Origin of the sequence: Sphingobium fuliginis (assembly GCF_015074805.1) — a bacterium.
Taxonomy (GTDB): domain Bacteria; phylum Pseudomonadota; class Alphaproteobacteria; order Sphingomonadales; family Sphingomonadaceae; genus Sphingobium; species Sphingobium fuliginis.
The window spans coordinates 1,718,162-1,741,632 of record NZ_CP060035.1 but is presented as its reverse complement, the minus strand read 5'-3'; the positions used below and the strand labels follow the sequence as shown (position 1 = coordinate 1,741,632).

Below are 23,471 nucleotides of genomic sequence, written 5' to 3'. Positions count from 1 at the left end.
AATTAATTTCTATCTATATTGATATAACTAAAGTTATATACTATTCAATATAACTAATTTATGTTGGAAAATCATATTTCATTAACCCATAATATTTAAAACCCCGCCTGTGATCTGGAGCGATGCTCCACGCAGGAAGGGAATGGGAATGTTCGGCAGAGCGGTGGGGCGGTTGCTGCGGGACAGGACGGGCAATGTCCTGATGATGGCCGCAGCCTCCATGCCAGTACTGGTCGGCGCGGCGGGCCTGGCGACAGACACGGTGCAATGGACCCTCTGGAAACGACAGATCCAGCGCCAGGCGGACAGCGCCGCGCTGGCAGGAGCCTATGCGGTCGCGCAGGGCTTCAGCGCGTCGGACAGCGCGACATCGGACATCAACCGCATGTCATTGGTCACCCTGACGCAAACCCCTACGATCGAAAATGCGCCGACGACAGGTTCCTATGCCGGCAACAGCAAGGCGGTTCGCGTGGTGCTGCAAACCTCGGCGGAGCTGCCCTTTTCGAAGATATTGGGGGTGAAAGCGCCGGTCATCTATGGTGAAGCGACCGCAGCCGTGGTGGGCAGCGGCGACTATTGCGTCGTCTCGCTCGAAAAGACGAGTGCGGTCGGCATCACGCTCCAGGGCAATGCCACGGTCAATCTGGGCTGCGGCATCGCCACCAATTCGCGGGCATCCAACGCCGTCTATGCAGGCGGCAGCAGCACGGTGACGGCGACGCCGGTGGCGGCGGTGGGCGGGCTGACGTCCAGTTCCAACTATGTCTCGCCGACCACGCTGCTGCCCTACAGCATCCCGGTGCTGGACCCCTATGCTGGGCTGCCTACTCCCAACGTATCCGGCTGTTCGGCCAAGGTCAGCGTTAACCCACAACAAAGCGTAGTGAGTCCACCATTGCAACCTGGCTGCTACAAGGGCTTCGACATCAAGGGCACGCTGACCATGGCACCCGGCGTCTATTATGTCGACGGTGGCACTTTCGATGTGGGCTCGCAGGCGGTGATCAACGGCACCGGCGTCACCATCATCCTGACCAGCAGTAACGCAGCCAATAACCCCAGTTCCATCGCCAACGTCAATATCAATGGCGGTGCGACGCTCAACCTGAAGGCGCCGACGGACCTCAGTGACCCTTATCATGGCGTCCTCTTCTATCAGGACCGGCGCGCGCTGGATTCGGGAACCAACACGATCAACGGAAATGCGAGTTCCGTCCTGCAAGGCGCTTTCTATTTTCCGGGCCAGGCGATGTCATTCAGCGGCACATCGGGCATGACCACCGACTGCGTGAAGATGGTGGGCAAGCGCGTCACCTTCATCGGGAACAGCAATATCGTCAATCAATGCAAAGATACGGGAGTCGATAAATTCACAGCCACGCTGGTGAAGCTGGTGGGATGATGAAGCGGCTTCTCTCCGACCGATACGGCAACAGCACCGTCGAACTGGCGATCATCATGCCGGTCCTGGTCCTGCTGACCTGCATGGCGGGGGATGTCGCCATGGCGTTCAAGGCGAAGATCGGGCTCCAGCGCGCGGCGGAGCGCACGGCGCAACTGGCGGCCGCGGGCGGCTACACCAACGACACCACAGACACTTCGAAGGCCTATAATAATCTGGCCGCAGACGCCGCTGCGGCAGCCGGCGTTCCAACCGGCAACGTCACCGTCACGCCCACGCTGCTCTGCAATGCCACTGTGCAGACCGCCAGCCCGGAGGTTCCTTGCCCCGACGGCCAGCAGACGAAGCGCTATGTCGCGATCAGCATTTCAGGAAGCTATACGCCGATGTTCGCGAAACTTGCCCCCGGCAGCAGATGGTCGTCCCAGGGCATCGCGCTCACCGGCTCGGCCTCGGTGCGCCTGCAATGACGCGCCTGATACGCGACCAGCGCGGCGCGGCGGCGATCGAATTCGTTCTCGCCGTGCCGCCCTTCATCATGCTGCTGATGGGCGCGCTGCAACTCGGCATCATCGCCTGCGCGCGCACCGGCCTGCAACATGCGGTCGACGAAGGCGCGCGCTATGCCAGCATCTTTCCCAGGCCCACCGACGCTGAGATCATCGCCAAGGTGAAGAGCCGTGAATTCGGCCTCGACCCGACCTACACCAACGATCCGACGGTCGTGCAGGGCACGCAATATGGCGTTTCCTACAGGGAAATCACCATGACCTATTCCCGGCCATTGAATTTCATCCTTTACCAGACCCCGGCCATATCGATCAGCTATACCCGGCGAGCCTATTAACGCCTCAACTGGCCCCGGATACCGGACGGGCTGTCGCACCCTGCTTCTGCTTGGAGAGGGGGCTGTGCAGGGGATGCCATCCCGCTTCCCCTGCACAGATTGTCCGCCATTCGCATGAAACTGCCGCGCTTCTTTTCCTCTTCCGCCTGCGACATGGCCATCGACCTCGGCACCGTCAACACGGTCATCTATGTGCGCGACCGGGGTATCGTCCTCAACGAACCCTCCGTCATCGCGATCGAGACGCGCGACGGCATCCGCAAGGTCAAGGTGGTCGGCAACGAAGCCAAGCTGATGATGGGCAAGACGCCGGCCGGCATCCAGGCGATCCGGCCGCTGCGCGACGGGGTGATCGCGGACATCGACGTGGCCGAGCAGATGATCAAGCATTTCATCGACAAGGCGCTGAACGGCGCCAACCGCTTCGGCCGCCGCCATGAAGTGGTGATCTGCGTACCGACAGGTTCCACCATGGTTGAACGCCGCGCCCTGCGCGACGCCGCCTCCAACGCGGGGGCCTATCGGGTCCAGCTGATCGAGGAACCCATGGCTGCCGCGATCGGCGCCGACCTGCCCGTCACCGAGCCGCGCGGGGCGATGGTGGTCGACATTGGCGGCGGGACGACGGAGGTCGCCGTCCTGTCCCTGCGGGGCATCGCCTATAGCAGCTCGGCACGGGTCGGTGGCGACAGGCTGGACGATGCCATCGCCTCCCACATTCGCCGCACGCATAATCTGATGATCGGTGAAGCGACGTCCGAACGTGTGAAATGCGAACTGGGCGCGGCGACCTCACCCGATGGCGAAGGCCGCCGGATGACGGTGAAGGGCCGCGATCTGGTGAACGGCCGCCCCGCCGAAATGTCGATCAGCGAGGCGGAAATCGCGGATGCGCTGTCCGAGCCGGTCGGCCAGATCAAGATGGCGGTGATGACCGCGCTGGAACAGACCGCGCCGGAACTGTCCGCCGACATCATCGAGGAAGGGATCACCCTGACCGGCGGAGGCGCGCTGCTCCGGCGTCTGGACGAAGCGTTGTCCGACGCGACGGGGCTGCCCGTCACGGTCGCGGACAAGCCGCTGATCTGCGTGGCCATGGGCGCAGGCCGGGCGCTGGAAGACCGCGCCTATGACGGGGTGCTGACGGTTTCTTGACATCCACCTGCCGTAAGTGACGGCGGGAATGGGGTGGAATCAGGACATTCCCCCTCCCGCAGGCGGGAGGGGGTTAGGGGGTGGGCTGGCGCGGCATCTGCGCTGTTTTGCAACGGCTAAGCTGGAAGCTCGCTACGCTCGCGCCCACCCCTAACCCCTCCCGCCTGCGGGAGGGGAATGTCTTGGATTGGCCAAACAGGACATGCCTCCAGGCCGCGCCTGTGCGTCGGGATTCTATTCCTCGCGCCCATAGGCGACCACGGTTTCCACCTCGGCCTTGTCGCCCAGCACGACGCCGACGCGCTGGTGCAGTCCGGTCGCCTTGACGTCCATGATCCGCTGATAGCCGTTGCTGGCCGCGCCGCCCGCCTCCTCGACCAGGAAGGACATGGGGTTCGCCTCATACATCAGCCGCAGCCGGGCCTTGTCGGCGTAGCGGTGATCGGCGGGATAGAGGAAGATGCCGCCCCGTTTCAGGATGCGATGCACATCCGCCACCATCGAAGCGGTCCAGCGCATGTTGTAATCCTTGCCCAGCGGCCCTTCGGTGCCCTGGATGCGTTCCTCTATGTAGCGTGCGATGCCGGGCGACCATTGCCGCCGACGCGCCATGTTGATGGCGAATTCGGCATTGCCCTGCGGCATCTGCATCGGTCCATCCGTCATCCGCCAGGAGCCGATTTCCCGGTCCAACGTGAATTCATAGACGCCGGTTCCGATGGTCAGCACCAGCAGCGTCTGCGGTCCGTAGATCGCATAGCCCGCCGCCACCTGCTGCGTGCCCGGCTGAAGGAAATCCTGTTCCGTCACCTCACGGCCCGAACATTCCTCCGGCGCCTTCAGCACGGAGAAGATGGTGCCCACGCTCAGGTCGACATCGATATTGCTGGACCCGTCGATCGGATCGAACAGCAGCAGATATTCGCCCTTGGGGTAGCGATTGGGGATGCGATGGATCGTTTCCATCTCCTCCGAAGCCATGGCGGCCAGATGTCCGCCCCATTCATTGGCGTCCAGCAGCAGTTCGTTGGCGATGACGTCCAGCTTCTTCTGGACCTCCCCCTGCACATTCTCGCTACCCAGGCTGCCCAGCACTTCGCCCAGCGCACCCTTGGACACGCTGTGGCTGATCGTCTTGCAGGTGCGCGCAACGGTTTCGATCAGCAGGCGCAATTGCGGCGGGATGGCATTGGCCTCGCGCTGCTGCTCGATCAGGAAGCGGGTGAGGGTGACGGACTGCATAGGCGGTTTACTCGCTCAAGAGAATATGGCGCGCCGAACGCACGCCATGCATGGAACCAGGGAATGCCGTAGCGGCCAGACAGGCGTCGGAAAAGCGCCAATTCGTGACGCCCCTGTGACGAAGGACGACCCGTTCACGCTTCGAGACTGGCCGCGACCTCTGGCCCATGCGCGAATAGCGTGGCATCCCGCACCTGTTCCGGCGTCGGCCGGATGCCGGTATAGAGCGCGAATTGCTCGACGGCCTGCAGCACAATGACCTCCCCGCCGGAGATGATCGCCTTCCCCGCCGCCCGTGCGGCGCGGACGAACGGCGTATCCACCGGCTGTGCCACGACGTCGAAGGCGATGTCGCAGGCGGCGATAAAGTCGGCCGGAAAGGCCATCGCCTCGCTATCCGGCCCCTCCATTCCAAGCGGCGTCACATTGACGAGCAGGGGCGCGCCCGTATCGGGCAGGGCGGGCTGCCATGCATAGCCATATTGTTCCGCCAGCGCTCGGCCCGCCGCCTCATTGCGGGCGACGATGGTGCCCTTGTCGAAGCCCGCGTCCCGCAGCGCCGCCGCAACGGCCTTCGCCATGCCACCGCTGCCGCGCAGCAGAAAGGGCTGGGGGTTTGCGATCCGCCGCTCCAGAAGGTCGCGAACCGCCACGAAATCCGTATTGTAGCCGGTGAGGACGCCCCCGTCATTGACGATGGTGTTCACGCTGTCGATGATCCGCGCCGATTCCTCCAGCCGGTCGACAAGCGGGATCACGGCTTCCTTGAAGGGCATGGAGATGGCGCATCCCCGGATGCCCAATGCCCTGATGCCGCCGATGGCCGCGGGCAGGTCCGTCGTGCTGAAAGACTTGTAAACATAGTCCAGTCCCAGCAGTTCGTAGAGCCGGTTGTGCAGGCGCGATCCCGCATTGCCGGGCCGTCCGGACAGGGACATGCACAAGCGGGTATCCCGCCCAATGGGTGGTTTCATAAGCTGATGGTCTCCTCGCGCATGGCCTAGACAGCCACCGGCATGGGATCAATGACGAGAGCGACCATCCATGCCCTTTGTCCGCCGGATCGGCGCAGGAGCGCTTATCCCCCCAGCACCGCCGGCACCAGCGCCGCGACGCAGATGCCCAGGCTCCATTGCAGGGCACGCCGCACGCGGTACCGCTCCGGCAAGGCGGTGCTCAGGACCACCAGCACCGCCAGCGAAAGCCAGAAGATCGTCTTGAACGGCGCCGCATTGCCGATCCACAGCCGTGCCAGCAGCGTCAGGGCCAGGGCCAGTCCCGAACCCCAGACGATCGCGTTCCACCCGTTGCGCAAGCGCGGTTGCCGGTAGCCGCGCCGCTCCCGCTTGCCGAGCCAGATCGAAGTGCCCGTCGCGATCACCACGCAAAGCGCTCCACCCAGCAGCAGATAGGCGATCTTCACCGGCAGTCCGCCATAATTGCCGAAATGCAGATTATAGGCCGACGCCGCCACCTGCTGTCCCGTCGCGCCGTCCGCCAGGCCGACCGTCCCCAGAAAGCGCCCGGCCTGATCGAAATTATAGGTTTCGCCATAGACCAGCCGTCGCTGCGGCAGGGCAAGCACCTGTAGCTGCTGCCCCGCGGTTCCCGGTTCGTGCATGAAGACGTAGATCGGACGCACCTCCGGAAAGCGGGCGGTCATCGTCTGCAACGCGGCGGCCACGTCCGCCAACGGGGCGGGCTTGGCATTCGGCTTGCCCTCAGCGCCGAAGATCGGCGCATAGGCCGCCTCCATATCGCCCTTGTAGAAGCCTTGCGCCAGTCCATAGACGTTGATCGATCCCAGGCCGATCATCGCGCCGGTCAGGGCGATCGCCAGCGCGAAAGGCAGGGTCCACACTCCCAGCCTGTTATGCCAGTCCGCCAGCCCGAGGCCACCCCGGTCCCGCGCCCGCAGGCGGAAGGCATCGCGGAAGATGCGGGGATGGGCGATCAGGCCAGTCAATGACAGGGCGATGGTCATCACCCCCAGTCCGCCTACGATCGTCAGGCCGACCATGCCGGGAATGTTCAGCGTATAGTGCAGGTTCAGCAGGAATTCGGACCATCCGTTCAACTCCTTCGCGACCACCCGTCCCTGATCGTCGACATGCACCGCCTGATGGTCGGTGGTGACGGTCGTGCGGGGCAGCGCGTCGGTCGGCAGATGGACGTAGAGATGCTCGGTCGCTTTCCGGTCCTTCTCGCTTGCCAGCACGGAAGCCACGGCGCGTTGCACCGCATCGGGCGCGATCCGCTGCATTTCCGGAGCATCGGGCTGCTCGGCGCGTTGCCATTCCTCGTAGAACACCGTCACCGTGCCGGTCAGGCAGACGATATAGAGCAATGCGCTTGCCAGCAGGCCGATGGCGGCATGGGCGGACAGGCCCCGTTGGACCAGCGTTTTGGACAGGCCAAGGTTCATGGCCGGACCATCCACAGCATGGCCAGACCCAGCAGGGCAGGGGCCGTCAGCAGTCCCACTTGCCGCCGCCGTTGCGGCCAGAGCAGGATCAGCATGGCCATCACCGCCCAGAGCAGCGGCATCAGGAACAGCATCAGCACATTGCCGTCGGCCTCATGCGCGCCCAGCGCTCTGGCCGTGCCCCGCGCCGCCAGTCCCAGGATCAGCGCCACCAGCATCGCACCCGGCACGCTGAGCAGAAAGCTGACCATCCGCCCGCCGATGCGCAACGGCTCCTGTCCTTCCGGCAGCATATGGGCGCGGCGGTTGGAGGCGCCGGTCTTGCCAGGTGGCGCGGTCGCGGCGGCAAGGGCCAGGCAGCAGAAGGCCATTGCCAGCGCGGCCAGCGTCACCATGGCAACGCCCCAGGCGCCGCCTCCCGCCATTCCCATCGTCAGGGCAAAGGCGAGCAACCCCCAGGCAGCAGCGTTGAGCGGAGCCGATCGTAGCGCCCTGCCCCATGAGAAGCGCAGCAGGCACACCGCCGCCGCCGCCAAAAGCGCGCTGGTCCAGAGCAGAAGGGAAGGCTGGTTCACCATCATCCTCAATAATCGAAGCGCAAGGTGCCCATCACGCTGCGGGGGGCCGCGTAAAAGGCCTGCCCCCACATCAGGCTGCCCAGATATTTGCTGTCGGTCACATTGCGCACATTGATGCTGGCGGTCAGCCTGTCGATGGGCTTGATGCTGGCCATCAGGTCCAACACCGCATAATCCTTCTGCCGGATGTCGCGGCCGACCGTGCTGTCGAGGGTGCTGATGTCGCTCTGCCACCGGAACTGTGCGCCCAGCTTCAGGTCGCGCCACTCGGGAATATGATAGGTGCTGGCAAGTTTCAGCGACTGACGCGGCAGGTAGGTGCGGGCGCGGTTCCCGGCCTGATCCTGGATCCTGAGGCCCGTATAGCCGCCGCTTACCGACCAGCGGTCCGTCACGCGGCCGGTCAGCTCGATCTCGAAACCCTTGGCCGTGGTGTCGACGCCCGCATAATAGACGTCGCCCACCTGCCCCGGATCGCCCGCGCCGAACACGCCGGCCTGCTCCGCGAGGTTCTTCTGCTTCGCGCGGAAGAGCGAGGCGCTGGCATAGAGCCGCTTGTCGAACCATTCGCTCTTGATGCCGCCCTCCATGCTGCTGCCCTTGGCAGGATCGAGCCGGCGGTTGGTGATGTCGACCTTGTCCTGCGGATTGAAGATGTCGGTGTAGCTCGCATAGAAGCTGATGTTGGACGTGGCGTCGAACACCAGGCCCAGATAGGGGCCGACCGCGCTGTTCTTGCGATACTGGTCCGTGCCGTAGGATGCGCCGGTAGTCTTGAGCCAGAAGGCGCTGGCGCCGACGACCGCCTTCAGCCTGTCGGCCAGATTGGCGTGCAGCGCGCCATAGGCCCGCGTCAGCCGGTCCGTCACCTCTTCCTCCAGGCTTTCCTGCGTGAAGTCGGGTTCGATCAGCGTGGTGCGGTTGAACGCCCATTGGGCAACAGCGGGGTAGGCGACGGCAGCCAGCCCGCTTTGCTCATATTCGCGGCCGTCGGTCCTGCCGGTGGAGAGGCCGAAGGCGAGTTGATGCTCGCGCCCGAACAGCGTCACTGGGCCGGAAGCGTAGAAATCGCCCAGATACTGGTCGGAGGGGGAGCGATATTTGCCCGCCATCCCCGTCACGCCGACGCCCGTCGCCGCATCGGGATAGCCATAGGCGTAAAGCAGTTCCGCCCCCGAACTGCGATGATTATAGGTGAAGCGGCCGCGGGCGTTCCAGCCATTGCCGAAAGCATAGGCCAGTTCCGCCCATGCGCTTTCGTCGCTGACGTTCCAATAGGTCCAGTCGGCCGAAGTGCTGGCCGAACGCGGATAGGCGATCCGATCGCCATTATCGTCGAGCAGCGGCAGCGCGCCCCACAACACGCCGTCCGCGTCATTGTCCTGCCGGGTATAGCCGGCCGACGCCCTTAATTGCGGCGTGATCTCCCAATCCAAGATCGCGCCATAGACGTTGCGGTCGACATGATTGTAGCGGAGGTGGCTGTCCCTGTCCTCATGGGCGAAGATCAGCCGTGCCGACAGCGTGCCCGACGCATTCAACGGGCCCGAAATATCGGCTTCCACGCGGCGGTCGTCCCAGCTTCCCAGCATGGCGGAGAGGGAGGCCTGCAATTCCCTGGTCGGCTTCTTGCGGACATAGTTGATCGTGGCGGACGGATTGCCGACCCCGGTCATGATCGCATTGGCGCCGCGAACCACCTCGACATTCTCGAACAGGATGGTGTCGAGGTCCCCGAACTGGATGCCCCAGCGCAAAGGCAGGCCGATGCCGTCGACCTGGAAATTGGTGATGTCGAACCCCCGCGAATTATAATAGGTCCGATCGGTCTCCACCCGCTCCACATTGATGCCGACCATCTGGGTCAGCAGGTCGTTCACATTGGTCAGCGCGAAATCCTGGATTCGTTCGCGGTCGACGACGGTGATCGACTGCGGCGTTTCGCGCAGCGTCAGGGCAAGGCCGGTGGCCGATGCATTCTCATCCGTGATCGTGCCCGTGACGACGATATTGTCTGCCTCCGCCAGCACGTCGGCCTGGGCGGGCGACGCCCAGCAAGCGGCAAGGACAGGGGTGAGCAGAACGGAACGGAAAGCGATGGACATGCGGACGGACCCTTTTTCTTGCCGGATGCAGCCGGCAGAAAGGGCCTTATTGCTCATAATAATGCAAGTCAATCGCAATAAATATATGAATATAAGTCGTGCGTCTCCTTTTCAGACGACGCTTTGGGTGGAATGCCGTGCCTTGCCGCACGGCATTCCACCTGCACGATTCACTTCGCCCTGGCGGCGGTCACGATGATCTCGACCTTGTAATCGGGGCTGGCGAGCTTCGCCTCGCCCGTGGCGCGGGCGGGTGCTTCGGCATCCGCGATCCACGCATCCCACACCGCGTTCATCTCGGCAAAGTCGTTCATGTCCGCCAGCCAGATCTGCGCCCTCAGCATATGGTTCCTGCTGCTGCCCGTGCGTTCCAGCAGGGCGTCGATCTCGGCCAGCACGGCCCGGGTCTGCGCCGTGACGCTCTCGCCGGGCGCGCCGATCTGCCCCGCCAGATAGATGGTGTCGCCATGAATGACGGCCTCGCTCATGCGCGGGCCGCGATCGATGCGGGTGATGGTCATGGGAAAGGCTCCTTTTCGGTTATGAATAGCGGCTGATCGCAAGATCGGCGGTTTCGATCCGGGGCCTGCCCCCGCCGATGATGTCCGCGATCACATGCCCCGACCCACAGGCCATGGTCCACCCCAATGTGCCATGCCCGGTGTTGAGGAAGAGGTTTGGGACTTTCGTCGCCCCGATGACCGGCGTGCTGTCCGGCGTCATCGGCCGCAGCCCGGACCAGAAGCTGGCGCCGCCCAGATCGCCTGCGCCCGGAAAGAGCGAACCCACCGAATATTCCAGCGTATCACGCCGCGCCCTGGGCAGCCCTTTGGAATAGCCCGACAGTTCCGCCATGCCGCCCACACGAATACGGTCGCCCAGCCGCGTGATCGCAACCTTGTAGCTTTCGTCGAGCAGGGTCGACACCGGCGCCCTTGCCTCATCGACGATCGGAACGGTGATCGAATAGCCCTTCACCGGATAGACCGGCAGCCTGATCCCCAGCGGGGCCAGCAGCTGCGGGGAATAGCTGCCCGTCGCAACAAGATAGGCGTCGGCCACGACATGGCCCCTGTCGGTTTCGACATGGCTGACCTTTCCATTGTCGACGGCGATCCTTCCGATGGTCCGTCCGTTGAGGAAGGTCACGCCCTTCGCCTTCGCCATGTCGGCCAGCGCGTTGGTGAATTTGAAGCAGTCGCCGGTTTCGTCATTGGGAAGCCGCAGGCCCCCGGCCAGAGGCACGCCGCTGCCTGCCAGCCCCGGTTCCGCCGCGATGCAACCTGCCGCATCCAGCACTTCGAAAGGCACTCCGTCCGCCTTCAGCACGGCGATGTCCTTCGCGATGCCGTCAAGCTGCTTCTGCTCGCGGAAAAGCTGCAAGGTGCCCCGCGACCGCTCATCATAGGCGATGCCGGTTTCGCGCCGCAGGTCGATCAGCCGGTCACGGCTATATTCCGCCAGGCGCACCATCCGGCTCTTGTTGATGGCATAGGCGCGTTCGTTGCAATTGCCCAGCATCGCCACCATCCAGCGTAGCATGGCCATGTCCATCCGCGGCCGCAGGATCAGCGGGGCGTGCTTCATGAACAGCCAGCGCAGCGCCTTCATCGGTATCCCCGGCGCAGCCCAGGGGGAGGCATAGCCGGGCGAGATTTCTCCAGCGTTGGCGAAGCTGGTTTCCAGCGCCGGCCCGTCCTGCCGGTCGATCACCGTCACTTCATGCCCGGCCTGTGCCAGGTACCAGGCGGATGTGACGCCGATGACGCCGCTGCCCAGAATGGCGACCCTCATATGGCGACTTTCATGGCGTGATGCTCCGCTTGTGCCGGATCGCGGCCATCCCGTACGGAGCGGTGATAGCGATGCCCGAGCTGTGTCAGTATTTCATAGGCGATGGTGCCGGCGTCGGCGGCGACCTGATCCACTGTCTGATGAGGCCCCAAAAGTTCCACCAGGGCGCCAGGATAGAGGAGCACATCGGGCACGTCGGTCACGTCCAGCGTGATGCTGTCCATCGAAACCCGTCCCGCTATCGGCGCGCGATGGCCGTCGATATAGGCGGAGCCGCCGTTGCCCAGGTGGCGAGGCCAGCCATCGGCATAGCCCACGGCGATCGTCGCGATCTGCGTCGGCCGCTCGCAACGGTAGGTGAGGCCATAGCCGACGGCTGCGCCCGCCGGGATGTTCCGCAACTGGATGATCCGCGCGTCCAGCGAGACCACCGGCCGCATCTCCCGGCGCTCGCCCTGCGGGGCTCCGCCATACAGCGCGATCCCGGCGCGGACGATGTCGAAATGATCGGCGGGCAGGAAGCTTCCGCCGCTATTGTCCAGCGAGCGCGGCACGCCGGGGAAATTCATGCTGAACGCATCGAATTTCCGGCGTTGCATCGCGTTGGAGGGGGCATCGGGATCGTCGGCGCAGGCGAGGTGGCTCATCAGCAGGCGAAGGTCCACGCCCTCCAATCTTTCCCGCTGGGCAAGCAGAATGGCGACCTCCTCGGGCGGAAGGCCGAGCCTCGACATGCCGCTGTCCACCTGCAACGCAGCGGGCAGGGTCCGCTCCAGCGTGCGTGCCGTCCTGGCCCAGCGCCCGATCTGGTCGAGCGAGTTCAGGACCGGAATGGCGCCGATGGCTGCGCACTCGCCTTCCGCGCCAGGTTGCAGGCCGTTGAGGATGAACAGCACCATTCCATCGCTCAGCATGGGTCGGAGCGCCATGGCTTCGCTGAGATGCGCGACGAAGAAGTGTCGGCACCCGGCGCCGATCAAGCTGCGCGCGACGAGGTTCGCGCCCAGGCCGTAACCGTCCGCCTTGACCACGCCGGCGACGGTGGCGGGGGCGACCTGCCGCTGGATTGTGCGGTAGTTTTCGACGAGTGCATCAAGGTCGATGCGAAGCACGGCTCCGGCGGTATCGATGGACTGCATATGTGCCCCCTTTTGCAGGGAGGGTAACGCGGCGCTCGGTAAAAATGCTCTCAAATGACCGCAGGATCGTCTAATGTGACGGGATAATTGAACGATCCTTCGCAGGAAATGGAAAAAATGGCAGAATCGCTGGATGCCGTGGACCGCTCGATCATCCGCCTGCTGCGGCTCAATGCGCGGCGTCCCAATTCGGAGATTGCGGCGGAGATCGGCTTGTCTCCCTCGGCCTGTCACCGGCGCATCCGGATGCTGGAGGATGCCGGCGTGATCCGCGGTTATACCATCGTGACCGCACCGATGGAAAAGGAGGGCCGCGCCGTCGATGTCCTTGTGCAGGTGACGCTCGACCGGCAGACGGAGGATTATCTCGCCCGTTTCGAACATGCCGTGCGGCAATGTCCTGAAATCCGCGAATGTTTCCTGATGACCGGTGGCGTTGATTACTGGCTGCGCGTCGAGACCGAGAGCGTGGCCGCCTATGAAGCGATCCACAGCGAAATCCTCTCCCGCATGCCGGGCGTCACCCGGATCAACAGCAGCATCGCCATGCGCGATGCGCTGCGGCCCAGGAAAGCGGCGCGGCGCTAAACCCGCCTGGCTATTGCGCCTGCTGCCCATCCCATGCCAACGGCCAGCATCATCGCGACCAGACCATAGGCGAAGGGCCATTGTTCCGCCGCGACGGCCATGAAGCGTTCGAAGCCCGACTTGCGGACGGTGATGTCGCGCACGGCGGCGGCCACCACGCGGCCATCCTGCACGAGGAAGGTTTCCGCCGTATAGTCGCCGACGATCACACGCGCCGAAAGCGGCAGCCGCGCCCTGTAGAGCACGCCGTCGGTGATCTCCACCGTTCCCGGCCGCTCGACATAGAGCCCGGCCCGTTCCCTGAGGTCGATCAGCCCCTTCTGGAACCGGTCCAGCTCCGCGCTGTCGTTGAGCGAGGAAGGGGAGAGCTGGAGCTTGTCCACGCCCATTTCATAGATCGCCGCCGTTCGCTCATCGACCACCTTGTCCACCGGTCGGGACGATGCGATGGCGTAGAAGCTGGGCGCTGACCGGAAGCGCGCGCTGTCGGCATTGACCCAGATGCCGGCCACCTTTTGCTTTTCGCGCATCGTGATCGACTGGTCCGGACCCTTCAGCACGACCATGATGTCCGGCGGCTTGCTGGGCCGACGCCCATCGGGATAGACGATGGCGCCGAACAGCAGCAGGTCAGCGCCGGTGAAGCTATATTGTATTTCCACCTCGCGCTGGGACACGTCAGGCACCAGCATCGGTTCGTCCGCCGCCGTCAGCAGCAGCAGGGCCGGCGGCAGGGCCAGAAGCGCCCGCCGCCTCACCGGATCTCCACCGTGTAGATTTCATCGGGCCGAAAGCCCAGCCCCAGCGCCATGCGTGCCGCCACCAGCAGCACGATCGCGGCAAGCAGGATGCGCAGATATTCCGGCCGGATCGTCATCGAAAGGCGCGTTCCCACCTGCGCTCCCGTGACGCTGCCGATCAGCAGCAGCAGGGCCAGCACCAGGTCGACCGCATGGGTCGTCATGGCGTGCATCATCGTCGTCGCCATGGTGACGAACAATATCTGGAACAGCGACGTGCCGACGACGGACTGGGTCGTCATGCCCAGCAGGTAGAGCATCGCCGGAACCAGGATGAAGCCGCCGCCGACCCCCAGCAACATGGTGAGGATGCCCGTCGCCATGCCCAGCAGCAGCGGCGCCAGCGGGGAAATATACAGCCCGGACCGATAGAAGCGCCACCGCATCGGCATGGCCGCCACCAGCGGATGGTGCCGTCTTTTGCGGGCCTGAATCTTCCGCCCGGTCTTGAGCGCGATCAGCGCCTGGATGGACTCCTTCGCCATCAGCGATCCGATGCCGCCCAACATCAGCACGTAGAGGATGCCGATCACCGTGTCGATCTGGCCGATGGCCTGAAGCAGGCGGAAGATCAGCACGCCGAGGCCGGCGCCCACCACGCCGCCGGCGATCAGCACGCCGCCCATGCGGAAATCGACCGTTCCGCGCGACATATGGGTGACGACGCCCGATACGCTGGCGCCCGTCACCTGGCTCGCCGCCGAAGCGGCCGCGACGGTCGGCGGAATGCCGTAGAAGATCAGCAACGGCGTCGTCAGAAATCCGCCGCCTACCCCGAACATGCCGGAGAGCAGGCCCACCACGCCGCCCAGGGCGATGATGACCAGCGCATTCACCGACAGGTTGGCGATGGGCAGATAGAGATCCATGCGCTTCCTGGGTTAAGCGCAATATGCGGAGAGATAAAGGCGCTCCCGCTTAAAAATCAGCGCCCAGCGTAACGGCCGGGCCGGACGGCGGTGCCGCGCGCCCCGCAATCCGTTCCCGCCATTCGATGCTCAGCCTTGCGCTCACCGGCCTGAGCGGCAGGCGGACCTGCAATTCCGGCCCGATGTCCAGCCGCTCGACCTGCGGCTGCGCGCCGCCGGAAAGGCTCGCGCCGATCCGCATGGGCGAATGGCCTAGCGGCGACAGCAGCGACATCTTGCCATCGACGAACAGGTCGTGAGAGCGGAAGCCGACCATGCCGCCCTGGGCATAGGCTTCGACTTCCAGCGAGGGCGCCACCGGCGTCGGCCCGAAACCGCCTGCCGCCAGCAGGGCATGGGCGTTGCGCCCGCCCTTGCCCAGTGCAATCCGTCGTTCCGCCGCGAAGCTGACCGGAATGGTGCGCGCCGGTTGCCATGCGATACCGAGCGCGCCTTCCGGAGATGCCGGTTCGTTCAGCGCGGCACTGGCTCGCGCATAGGCGGCCGCCCGGCTCGATGAGCGCGGGGTCAGGTCGAAATCGAGGCGTAGGCCCGCCTGCGATCCGCCCAGCCTGCCGCCCGTCACGGCATCGGCGCGGGTCGTGCTTCCGTCGCGCCAGAGCAGCCAGGCGCTGCCATGCCAGCGGGCGTCGCTTGCGGATGGCGTGGAAGCGAGGGGCAAGGCTGGCGCAGGATTGTTCGATGGAACGACGCGACCGCCACTCTGGTTCTGTGCTGCCGGCGCCGCCTTCTCTTCGATGGACAGGAAGGCGGCGTTCGCGCTTGTCCTTCTCCCAAGGCGTCGAGAGTCCTTGAATATAGGGCGCTGGATGGCGGCATGCTGGCGCTTTTGCGGCATTTCACCGAACCAGGCCGGTGCGTCATGCCCCGTCGCGGCTGCGGGGCTCTTCTTCTTCTTCGAATAGGCGGTGGGGTGAAAACGCCCCTCGCCGTCAATTTCCCTCGCCATTTGGGGAAGATCACCCTCCGGACCTGCCAGACGGATCGCGACCCAACCCGCCATCACGAGGAGGAAGAAGCGGAGCGGGCGCCCCGTGGCGGCTTCGCTCACCCCGGATAATCCAGCTCGGGAAAGCGGTGATGCGTCTTGTCCCAGGTCAGCGGCTTGCCGAACAGCGACTGAAGATACAGGAACATAGCCCGACGGGCAGCCATCATCGCGATGATGTTGGCGATCAGCGTGCGCGGTATCGCCCCCAGCCCGAAGGCCCAGCCATAAGCCATGCCCGAGAAAATCGCGCGCATCGCCATCCGCCAGCTCATGAAGCCGAAGTTGAGCCACAGCAGGGCTTCGACCACTGGCGTGGGTCTGGGCACGGGGAAGGCGCTGAACAGGCTCCCGGCAAGCAGCACGCCCCAGAGCAGCAGCGCCAGATAGGCGGTGAACAGGACGAAGGCGGAAAGCGCCGCACCCCGGTCCCGCATCCGCATCCACCATTCGGCGGGGCCGCCCTGCCAGCCCATGCGATCCCATCCGGCAAGCGAGATGCCGACCATCCAGCGCGCCTTCTGCTTGACGGCATCCGTCAGATTGTCCGGAAAATATTCCTTGGTCGCGACAAGCTGGCCCTCCCCATCGCGCATGCGGACGAACACGCCGCGCCCGCCCATATTGCTGATACGCAGGCCGACCTCATAATCCTCGGTCAGCGATTTCGGATCGAACGGTCCGCCATTGGCCGGATTCACAAGCCTTTCCAGCATTTGCCGCTCGAATGCGCAGGCCACCCCGGCCGAGGGCATGGACGCACCCATGGCCTCGCGCACGGTCAGGAACTTTCCATGGCTTTCCGCGAACTCATCACAGTAATGATTGGCTATGGCCCTCGACCACCAGCCGCCCTGGCCGGGCAGGGGCAGGACCGGGAGCTGAACGAGCTGGAACCGGTCCATCATCAGGTCGAAAAGCCTGATCTCGTCGCGATGGACGACATCTTCCGCATCGTGCAGGGCGATCGCCTTGAACCGGACCCCCGTGCGCTCTTCCTCCCGCAGCATGGCGCGCCAGACCACATTCAGGCAATCGGCTTTCGTACTTGGCCCATTTCGTTCGTTGATGCACAGGATCAACCGCGTTTCCCGACCGGCCAAGGGCGTGAGAATATCCAATGTCGCCCGGTCATTGGGATAGGCGCCCACGAAGATCCGATAGTCCTGGTCCCTCCAGTGGCTGAGCGCGTTACGGAGCATCGGGCCGATCACATCGGCTTCCTGCCAGGCTGGGATGAAGATGGCGATGCGGCCGGGTTGCGGGGAGGCGGGCAGGGTGAGGGTCGTCATTCGTCGATGACGGGAATAGACAATCAGCTTGCGCCACAGCCTTCGGCACAGGAAGACCAGGTCTATGATGAAATCGTCCATGCCACCGATCGCCAGCGCCACCACCGCGAACAGCAGAATTTCATGATGAACCCTCGCCAGATAAGCGAAGATCATTGCCTCCACGGATCGAGCTCCCCCTGTTCCCGACGAGTGGCTATGACAGCAAAGAATTGATTCTCAAACAAATAATCATTTCATAGTCGTAATAATTTTTATTGATCCCCAGCCTTCCCCAACAGTGGCTTTCAGGCCCTCGCTGCTCATCGAGCAGGCGAAGACCGCCATTCTCGCTGGCTTGCTGCTGCTTTGACCCATTGTGGATAGCCTCCTTTTGCAAGGCGGCCCGCTTTTGAGGGGGGGGAATATCCGGCAGGCTGCTCTCCGCATGCGCCGGATGGAATCGCATGGCCATCGGGCCGATGCTATCGTCACCGCGCCGTAGAGCGACTCGCACAGGATGCGAACCCCAACCAATCTCTTTCAGCGATCAGGTAGGAGGGTGAATATGAATGGGGAGATGGATGTCAACTATCTGCTGCACAGACAGCAAGTTGCATTGATTCGCGCGCAGATGAGCCGGTCGGTGAAGGGCCGGGAGGCCTATGAAGGCCTTGCGCGCGGCTATACCGATCAGATCGACGCCTATCGCCGTGAGAATGAAAGGCTGGTCGACCTGGCGCATTAGCGGCGTTCGATCAGCCGTTCTATCGACTCGCGGTGCGTTTCATTGTCGCCACATTCCTTTTCCAGCACCGTCTTGATCTTCTCCAGTTCCGCTTCGGTCAAATGTTCGATGCCGATGAACTCGTTCCGCGCCGTCGATACGGCGCGGATCAGTTCGTCCATTTTCGCCTGTATGGCGGAGCCGTCGCGATTTTGCGCATTCTGGATCAGGAAGACCATCAGGAAGGTGACGATCGTCGTGCCCGTATTGATGATGAGCTGCCAGGTGTCGGAATAATGGAAGATCGGGCCGGTCACGATCCAGCCCAGGATCACCAGCACGGCCAGGATGAAGGCGGCCGGCTGGCCCGACCAGCTTGCGATCCGGTGGGCAAAGGCCGTGAAAATCCTGTCCATCTCTCTTTTTCTCCCTTGGGCGCGGCCAGCATTTAGCCTCTGTTCAGACCATGCTTGCCATGAAGGAGGGATGACAACCATCCCCCTCCGTTCGCTGGCCTGCGGGCTGGGCGCTTCGCTCCTCCTCATGTCTTGCGCGACGGTCTCTCCCGAATCGCGCCTTCGCACCGGGCTGATCGATGCGGGTATATCGCCCCGCATGGCCGGCTGCATGGCCGAAAGGATGGTTGATCGGCTGAGTCTGACGCAGCTCCGCAGGCTTCAGTCGCTGGCATCGCTCCGCAAGTCTCACATGGGGGACATGACGGTGGACCGGTTCCTCTTCAAGGTCCGCGCGCTGGAGGATCCGGAGATCTTTGCCGTGACCAGCAAGGCGGCGATCGTCTGCGCCATCGACGGCTGATTTCGCAATAAACAAGGCCTGCGCTTTGCAAAGGTTTTGCAATTTTGCAAAGTCATTTTGCGAAATTTGCTGGTGTTGCCCTTTTGCCTGTGCTTAGCCGCTGGGCACAAGAGTTTCAGCGGAAAGGACGGGCGAGCCCCATGAACATCCACGAATATCAGGCGAAGGAACTGCTGGCGAAGTACGGCGCGCCGATCGCCGCCGGTTACGCCGCTTTCTCCGTCGATGAAGCGGTCGAAGCCGCCAAGAAGCTGCCCGGGCCGCTTTATGTCGTGAAGTCGCAGATCCACGCTGGTGGCCGGGGCAAGGGCAAGTTCAAGGAACTCGGTCCCGACGCGAAGGGCGGCGTCCGTCTGGCCTTCAGCCTGGACGAGGTGAAGGCTCACGCCACCGACATGCTCGGTAACACGCTGGTGACGGTGCAGACCGGCGAAGCAGGTAAGCAGGTCAATCGCCTCTACATCACCGACGGGGCTGATATTGCGAAGGAATTCTACCTCGCCCTGCTGGTGGACCGTGCGACCGGCCGCGTGGCCTTCGTCGTGTCGACCGAAGGCGGCATGGACATCGAGGAAGTCGCGCATTCGACCCCGGAGAAGATCCACACCTTCGCCGTCGACCCGGCCACCGGCTTCATGCCGCACCATGGCCGGGCCGTTGCCGCCGCGCTGGAATTGACCGGTGACCTGGCCAAGCAGGCCGCCAAGGTCGCTTCGTCGCTCTACGACGCTTTCCTGGCGACCGACGCGTCGCAGATCGAAATCAACCCGCTGGCCGTCACCGAGCAGGGCAACCTCCTCGTCCTCGACGCCAAGGTCGGCTTCGACGGTAACGCATTGTTCCGTCACAAGGACATCGTCGAACTGCGCGACCTGACCGAGGAAGATGCGGCGGAAGTCGAGGCTTCGGAATATGACCTCGCCTATATCAAGCTGGACGGCAATATCGGCTGCATGGTGAATGGCGCGGGTCTTGCCATGGCGACCATGGACATCATCAAGCTTAACGGCGAATTCCCGGCCAACTTCCTGGACGTCGGCGGCGGCGCTTCCAAGGAAAAGGTGACGGCGGCCTTCAAGATCATCCTGAAGGACCCGGCGGTGAAGGGCATTCTGGTCAACATCTTCGGCGGCATCATGAAGTGCGACATCATTGCCGACGGCATCGTCGCCGCCGCCAAGGATGTGAACCTGTCGGTTCCGCTGGTCGTCCGCCTGGAAGGCACGAACGTCCAGCAGGGCAAGGACATATTGGCCAAGTCGGGCCTGGCCATCGTCCCGGCGGACGATCTGGGCGACGCGGCCAAGAAGATCGTGGCGGAAGTGAGGAAGGCAGCCTGACGCAGCTTTTCGCCTGAACAAGACACCAAAAGGGTGCGGGTGGTCCGGAGACGGGCTGCCCGCGCCCCTGCTTGCATTTGCCGTCGCATTTGCGGGCTTGGCGTGAATGAAGGAAGGATGTTGGAGATGAAGATCCTTGTGCCCGTGAAGCGGGTGATTGACTATAATGTGAAGCCTCGGGTGAAGGCGGATGGGACGGGCGTCGATCTGGCGAACGTGAAGATGTCGATGAACCCGTTCGACGAGATCGCGGTCGAGGAAGCCATTCGCCTGAAGGAGAAGGGCGTGGCGACCGAGGTGGTGGCGGTGTCGATCGGCGTTGCCAAGGCGCAGGAGACGCTGCGCACGGCGCTGGCCATGGGTGCCGACCGGGCGATCCTGATCCAGACCGACGATGAGGTCGAACCGCTGGGCGTGGCCAAGCTGCTCGCCAAGGTGCAGGAAGAGGAAGGCGCTGGCCTGATCATCCTGGGCAAGCAGGCGATCGACGACGACAGCAACCAGACCGGCCAGATGCTGGCGGCCCTGCTGGGTCTGCCGCAGGGCACCTTCGCCAGCAAGGTGGAGGTCGAAGGCGACAAGGTCAGCGTGACCCGCGAAGTCGACGGCGGTCTGGAGACGGTGAAGCTCAACGTCCCCGCCATCGTCACCACCGACCTGCGTCTCAACGAACCGCGCTATGCCTCGCTGCCCAACATCATGAAGGCGAAGAGCAAGCCGCTCGCGACCAAGGCGCCTGCCGATTACGGCGTGGACATTGCGCCGCGTCTGGAGACGATCAAGGTGTCCGAACCGGCCAAGCGTTCGGCCGGCGTGAAGGTGGCCGATGTCGATGAACTGGTCGCGAAGCTCAAGGCTCTGGGAGTTGCAGCATGACGAAGACGCTCGTTTGGGTTGAACATGAGGGCGGCGCGGTCAAGGACGCGACGCTTTCCGCCGTCACCGCTGCATCGAAGCTGGGTGAAGTGCATCTGCTGGTTGCGGGGCAGGACGTCGGCGGCGTTGCCGCGGAAGCCGCCAGTATCGCGGGCGTGGGCAAGGTCCATGTCGCCGACGCCGCCGCCTTCGGTCATGCGCTGGCCGAGAATGTCGCGCCGCTGGTCGTTGAGCTGATGAGCCATCATGATGCGTTCGTCGCGCCCGCCACCAGCAATGGCAAGAATATCGCGCCGCGCGTGGCGGCTCTGCTGGATGTCATGCAGATCAGCGACATTCTGTCGGTCGAGAGCGAGGATATGTTCACCCGGCCCATCTATGCCGGCAACGCCATCGCGACGGTAAAGTCGAAGGATGCCAAGAAGGTCATCACCGTTCGCGGCACCGCTTTCGAGAAGGCGGCCAAGAAAGGCGGCAACGGGACTGTCGAGGCGGTGGCTTCGACGGGTGACAAGGGCATTTCCTCCTTCGTTGGGGCCGAAATCGCCAAGCTGGAGCGTCCGGAGCTGACTTCGGCCAAGGTGATCGTGTCGGGGGGCCGTGCGCTCAAGGACGGCGAGACGTTCGAGGCGACGATCTTCCCGCTGGCGGACAAGCTGGGCGCGGCGGTCGGCGCGAGCCGCGCGGCGGTCGACGCGGGTTATGTGCCGAACGATTATCAGGTCGGGCAGACCGGCAAGATCGTGGCGCCGGAAGTCTATATTGCCGTGGGTATCTCCGGGGCGATCCAGCATCTGGCGGGGATGAAGGATTCCAAGACCATCATCGCCATCAACAAGGATGAGGATGCGCCGATCTTCCAGGTGGCGGACATCGGGCTGGTCGGCGACCTGTTCAAGGTCGTGCCGGAGCTGGTCGAAAAGCTGTAAGCCCTGTCGGGGTTCAGAAGGAGGGCGCGGGCCTTTGGGTCCGCGCCCTTTTTCGTTCTATTCGCAGCGGACGTCGTTCTTGTCGATGGCGCGGCCGGCGAGCGCGCCGCCGGCGCCGCCCAGGATGGTGCCCAGCGTCTTGGAGCCGCCGGGGGCGATGATGTTGCCCAATACGCCGCCCGCAATCGCGCCGACTATGGTGCCGGTGGTGCCGTCGTCGCGCTTGCAATAATAGCGGCCGTCATTGTCGCGGTAGATATAGTCGTTGTCGCCGATGGGCCGGCCGCCGGGGCGGTGGCCGTAGCCGGGGCGGTCGTAGCCGTAGCGGCCACCGTCACCGTCCGAAACGCAGGCCGTCAACGGCATTGCAAGCAGCGCCGCTGCCAATAGGGGGGTGCGCATTGTCCTTTTCTCCTGTGCTTTCCCTGCTGGGGTGACAACCCTTGGGAAGGGAGGAAGTTGCGCGAAATAGTCTGCCCGCCGCGGCACCAAAAGGGGGGAAAGGCAGCCGGGCGGGCAGTGATGCCAGCGGGGAGAGGGTGTTCACCGCTGGAAAGGAAAGGGTCGGGCCGTCAGGGCGTCACGGGCGCGGCGCCGGTGGTGCTGGCGGCGGGCGTGGCGAGGTTGGGACTGGTCACCGTGCTGTCGCTGTCGCGGCGCTGGTCGAGGTCCGACTTGGCCTGGTTGTAGCGGGCGACGAGGTCGTCCTTGAACTCTGTCAGCTTGCCTTCGTCATAGAGTTTCTTGCCGACATAGCCTGCGATCGCGCCGAAGATCAGGGTGCGGATCATGGGTGGGGGCTCCTTGTTCCGTGGGGAATTTGCAAGGATAACATTGGCGGCGCGGATCGGTTCCGGCGCGGTGCGGCAGGGCGAGCGGGGCCGGCGATGCGAAGAGTGGCAGGGCCGGCCGGCGCCGTTCAGTTGGTGGCGGCGGCGCGGCGGGCGCGGCTTTCGTCGACATATTCCTGTCGTCGGGCCATGACCAGAAAGGCGGCTTCGGAACGCAGGCAGCGCTGGCGGACATTGTCCAGGGTGGCGGCGTCGGCTTCGTTCCGGGCCTGACGGGCGAGGGCGCGGAAATCGGGGTTGGCCATGGGATGCTCCTTTCAAGAGTGGCGGGCGCCGCGTGGGCGGCGCCCGGCCTGTCAGCGGCGCATCATTGCGCGTGCTGGATATTCACCGCCGCCATCTTGCCGCGCTTGTCCTGCTCCAGATCGTAGGAGACGCGGTCCTTTTCGCGCAGGGTGGCGAGACCGCCGCGCTCCACCGCGGAGATGTGGACGAAGGCGTCCGGGCTGCCGTCATCGGGAGCGATGAAGCCATAGCCCTTGTCGGCGTTGAAGAATTTGACGGTTCCGATGATGCTCATGGGGTATTTCCTTCTTTACGTGGGCGCGTCCCGTGTGGACGGGCCTTGCGCTAGAGGGGCAGGGAAAGAAGGAAGTTTGGTGCCGCAAAGCGCCGAAAGACCGTCGATTTGCGACTATAGCCTTCCCCATATAGGGGCATGGG

At 63.9% G+C, this 23,471-nt stretch carries 28 protein-coding genes; 10 read left to right on the top strand and 18 right to left on the bottom strand.

All coding sequences use genetic code 11. The features are described 5' to 3' along the window. The first annotated feature begins 148 nt into the window (after positions 1-148). The 4 genes from H5V43_RS08295 to H5V43_RS08280 all read left to right on the top strand — a co-directional run bounded on the left by H5V43_RS08295 (position 149) and on the right by H5V43_RS08280 (position 3,407). Positions 149-1,405, top strand: coding sequence for a pilus assembly protein TadG-related protein (locus H5V43_RS08295; RefSeq protein ID WP_025551706.1), 1,257 nt, complete (start codon positions 149-151; stop codon positions 1,403-1,405). Next, positions 1,402-1,875: a TadE/TadG family type IV pilus assembly protein gene (locus tag H5V43_RS08290; RefSeq protein ID WP_025551708.1), complete on the top strand. Its 474-nt coding sequence runs from the start codon at positions 1,402-1,404 to the stop codon at positions 1,873-1,875. Before H5V43_RS08295 ends, H5V43_RS08290 begins: the two co-directional genes overlap by 4 nt. Then, positions 1,872-2,252 (top strand): TadE/TadG family type IV pilus assembly protein, encoded by a 381-nt coding sequence (locus H5V43_RS08285; protein WP_025551710.1) that lies wholly within the window; start codon positions 1,872-1,874, stop codon positions 2,250-2,252. Before H5V43_RS08290 ends, H5V43_RS08285 begins: the two co-directional genes overlap by 4 nt. A 114-nt stretch (positions 2,253-2,366) precedes the next feature. Continuing rightward, positions 2,367-3,407: a rod shape-determining protein gene (locus tag H5V43_RS08280; RefSeq protein WP_025551712.1), complete on the top strand. Its 1,041-nt coding sequence runs from the start codon at positions 2,367-2,369 to the stop codon at positions 3,405-3,407. A gap of 234 nt (positions 3,408-3,641) precedes the next feature. On the opposite strand, the gene H5V43_RS08275 is transcribed toward H5V43_RS08280, so the two are convergent. From H5V43_RS08275 to alr, 8 genes are all read right to left on the bottom strand, one after another. Then, positions 3,642-4,649, bottom strand: coding sequence for a class 1 fructose-bisphosphatase (locus H5V43_RS08275; protein ID WP_025550243.1), 1,008 nt, complete (start codon positions 4,647-4,649; stop codon positions 3,642-3,644). A 134-nt stretch (positions 4,650-4,783) separates the two neighbouring features. Then, the gene (locus H5V43_RS08270; protein WP_025550241.1) at positions 4,784-5,623 is read right to left on the bottom strand and encodes a shikimate 5-dehydrogenase; all 840 of its coding nucleotides are present in this window, start codon (positions 5,621-5,623) and stop codon (positions 4,784-4,786) included. A 104-nt stretch (positions 5,624-5,727) separates the two neighbouring features. Further along, entirely contained in the window at positions 5,728-7,074 is a 1,347-nt protein-coding gene (locus H5V43_RS08265) for a PepSY-associated TM helix domain-containing protein (protein WP_025550240.1), read from the bottom strand. Beyond that, positions 7,071-7,649 carry a hypothetical protein gene (locus H5V43_RS08260; RefSeq protein ID WP_128830806.1) on the bottom strand — a complete coding sequence of 193 codons (579 nt, stop codon included), beginning with the start codon at positions 7,647-7,649 and terminating at the stop codon, positions 7,071-7,073. Before H5V43_RS08260 ends, H5V43_RS08265 begins: the two co-directional genes overlap by 4 nt. Positions 7,650-7,657: 8 nt before the next feature. Further along, positions 7,658-9,757 (bottom strand): TonB-dependent siderophore receptor, encoded by a 2,100-nt coding sequence (locus tag H5V43_RS08255; protein WP_025550236.1) that lies wholly within the window; start codon positions 9,755-9,757, stop codon positions 7,658-7,660. Between the two features lie 170 nt (positions 9,758-9,927). Then, positions 9,928-10,278 carry a RidA family protein gene (locus H5V43_RS08250; protein WP_025550234.1) on the bottom strand — a complete coding sequence of 117 codons (351 nt, stop codon included), beginning with the start codon at positions 10,276-10,278 and terminating at the stop codon, positions 9,928-9,930. A gap of 19 nt (positions 10,279-10,297) precedes the next feature. Then, the gene (locus tag H5V43_RS08245) at positions 10,298-11,551 is read right to left on the bottom strand and encodes a D-amino acid dehydrogenase (RefSeq protein WP_025550232.1); all 1,254 of its coding nucleotides are present in this window, start codon (positions 11,549-11,551) and stop codon (positions 10,298-10,300) included. Next, positions 11,548-12,690, bottom strand: coding sequence for an alanine racemase (gene alr, locus H5V43_RS08240; protein WP_099185659.1), 1,143 nt, complete (start codon positions 12,688-12,690; stop codon positions 11,548-11,550). The genes H5V43_RS08245 and alr overlap by 4 nt, the downstream gene beginning before the upstream one ends. A 117-nt stretch (positions 12,691-12,807) precedes the next feature. Between alr and H5V43_RS08235 the strand changes: the two genes are divergently transcribed. Then, entirely contained in the window at positions 12,808-13,278 is a 471-nt protein-coding gene (locus H5V43_RS08235; protein ID WP_025550230.1) for an Lrp/AsnC family transcriptional regulator, read from the top strand. Here H5V43_RS08235 and H5V43_RS08230 read toward each other — a convergent pair. The 5 genes from H5V43_RS08230 to H5V43_RS08210 are packed head-to-tail and all read right to left on the bottom strand — an operon-like array spanning position 13,275 to position 17,741. Beyond that, the gene (locus H5V43_RS08230) at positions 13,275-14,036 is read right to left on the bottom strand and encodes a TIGR02186 family protein (protein ID WP_025550228.1); all 762 of its coding nucleotides are present in this window, start codon (positions 14,034-14,036) and stop codon (positions 13,275-13,277) included. The two genes, H5V43_RS08235 and H5V43_RS08230, sit on opposite strands and share 4 nt — an antisense overlap. After that, entirely contained in the window at positions 14,033-14,947 is a 915-nt protein-coding gene (locus H5V43_RS08225) for a sulfite exporter TauE/SafE family protein (protein ID WP_025550226.1), read from the bottom strand. Before H5V43_RS08225 ends, H5V43_RS08230 begins: the two co-directional genes overlap by 4 nt. A gap of 49 nt (positions 14,948-14,996) precedes the next feature. Next, positions 14,997-16,058 carry a hypothetical protein gene (locus tag H5V43_RS08220; protein ID WP_025550224.1) on the bottom strand — a complete coding sequence of 354 codons (1,062 nt, stop codon included), beginning with the start codon at positions 16,056-16,058 and terminating at the stop codon, positions 14,997-14,999. Next, positions 16,055-17,443 (bottom strand): glycosyl transferase family protein, encoded by a 1,389-nt coding sequence (locus tag H5V43_RS08215; protein WP_025550222.1) that lies wholly within the window; start codon positions 17,441-17,443, stop codon positions 16,055-16,057. The genes H5V43_RS08220 and H5V43_RS08215 overlap by 4 nt, the downstream gene beginning before the upstream one ends. Before the next feature lie 40 nt (positions 17,444-17,483). Continuing rightward, positions 17,484-17,741: a hypothetical protein gene (locus H5V43_RS08210; RefSeq protein ID WP_128830805.1), complete on the bottom strand. Its 258-nt coding sequence runs from the start codon at positions 17,739-17,741 to the stop codon at positions 17,484-17,486. A 93-nt stretch (positions 17,742-17,834) separates the two neighbouring features. On the opposite strand from H5V43_RS08210, the gene H5V43_RS08205 reads away from it, so the two are divergent. Further along, positions 17,835-18,014: a hypothetical protein gene (locus H5V43_RS08205; protein ID WP_025550220.1), complete on the top strand. Its 180-nt coding sequence runs from the start codon at positions 17,835-17,837 to the stop codon at positions 18,012-18,014. On the opposite strand, the gene H5V43_RS08200 is transcribed toward H5V43_RS08205, so the two are convergent. Continuing rightward, positions 18,011-18,409, bottom strand: a complete 399-nt coding sequence (locus H5V43_RS08200; RefSeq protein ID WP_025550219.1) for a low affinity iron permease family protein — start codon at positions 18,407-18,409, stop codon at positions 18,011-18,013. The two genes, H5V43_RS08205 and H5V43_RS08200, sit on opposite strands and share 4 nt — an antisense overlap. 70 nt (positions 18,410-18,479) lie before the next feature. Between H5V43_RS08200 and H5V43_RS08195 the strand changes: the two genes are divergently transcribed. From H5V43_RS08195 to H5V43_RS08180, 4 genes are all read left to right on the top strand, one after another. Next, positions 18,480-18,812 carry a hypothetical protein gene (locus tag H5V43_RS08195; RefSeq protein WP_025550218.1) on the top strand — a complete coding sequence of 111 codons (333 nt, stop codon included), beginning with the start codon at positions 18,480-18,482 and terminating at the stop codon, positions 18,810-18,812. A 140-nt stretch (positions 18,813-18,952) separates the two neighbouring features. Then, positions 18,953-20,152 (top strand): ADP-forming succinate--CoA ligase subunit beta, encoded by a 1,200-nt coding sequence (sucC, locus tag H5V43_RS08190; protein WP_025550217.1) that lies wholly within the window; start codon positions 18,953-18,955, stop codon positions 20,150-20,152. A gap of 126 nt (positions 20,153-20,278) precedes the next feature. Next, positions 20,279-21,028, top strand: coding sequence for an electron transfer flavoprotein subunit beta/FixA family protein (locus H5V43_RS08185; RefSeq protein ID WP_025550216.1), 750 nt, complete (start codon positions 20,279-20,281; stop codon positions 21,026-21,028). Beyond that, complete coding sequence (locus tag H5V43_RS08180; protein ID WP_025550215.1) at positions 21,025-21,957, top strand: electron transfer flavoprotein subunit alpha/FixB family protein; 933 nt, start codon at positions 21,025-21,027, stop codon at positions 21,955-21,957. Before H5V43_RS08185 ends, H5V43_RS08180 begins: the two co-directional genes overlap by 4 nt. 57 nt (positions 21,958-22,014) lie before the next feature. On the opposite strand, the gene H5V43_RS08175 is transcribed toward H5V43_RS08180, so the two are convergent. The 4 genes from H5V43_RS08175 to H5V43_RS08160 form a co-directional block, all read right to left on the bottom strand. Next, on the bottom strand, positions 22,015-22,359 hold the full coding sequence (locus tag H5V43_RS08175; RefSeq protein WP_025550214.1) for a glycine zipper 2TM domain-containing protein: 345 nt from the start codon (positions 22,357-22,359) through the stop codon (positions 22,015-22,017). Between the two features lie 170 nt (positions 22,360-22,529). Then, a complete protein-coding gene (locus H5V43_RS08170; RefSeq protein ID WP_025550213.1) occupies positions 22,530-22,748 on the bottom strand; it encodes a hypothetical protein in 219 nt (72 codons plus the stop codon). Positions 22,749-22,876: 128 nt separating this feature from the next. Continuing rightward, positions 22,877-23,053, bottom strand: coding sequence for a hypothetical protein (locus H5V43_RS08165; RefSeq protein WP_165363300.1), 177 nt, complete (start codon positions 23,051-23,053; stop codon positions 22,877-22,879). A 62-nt stretch (positions 23,054-23,115) separates the two neighbouring features. Further along, the gene (locus tag H5V43_RS08160) at positions 23,116-23,328 is read right to left on the bottom strand and encodes a cold-shock protein (protein ID WP_007684722.1); all 213 of its coding nucleotides are present in this window, start codon (positions 23,326-23,328) and stop codon (positions 23,116-23,118) included. Positions 23,329-23,471: the final 143 nt, after the last annotated feature.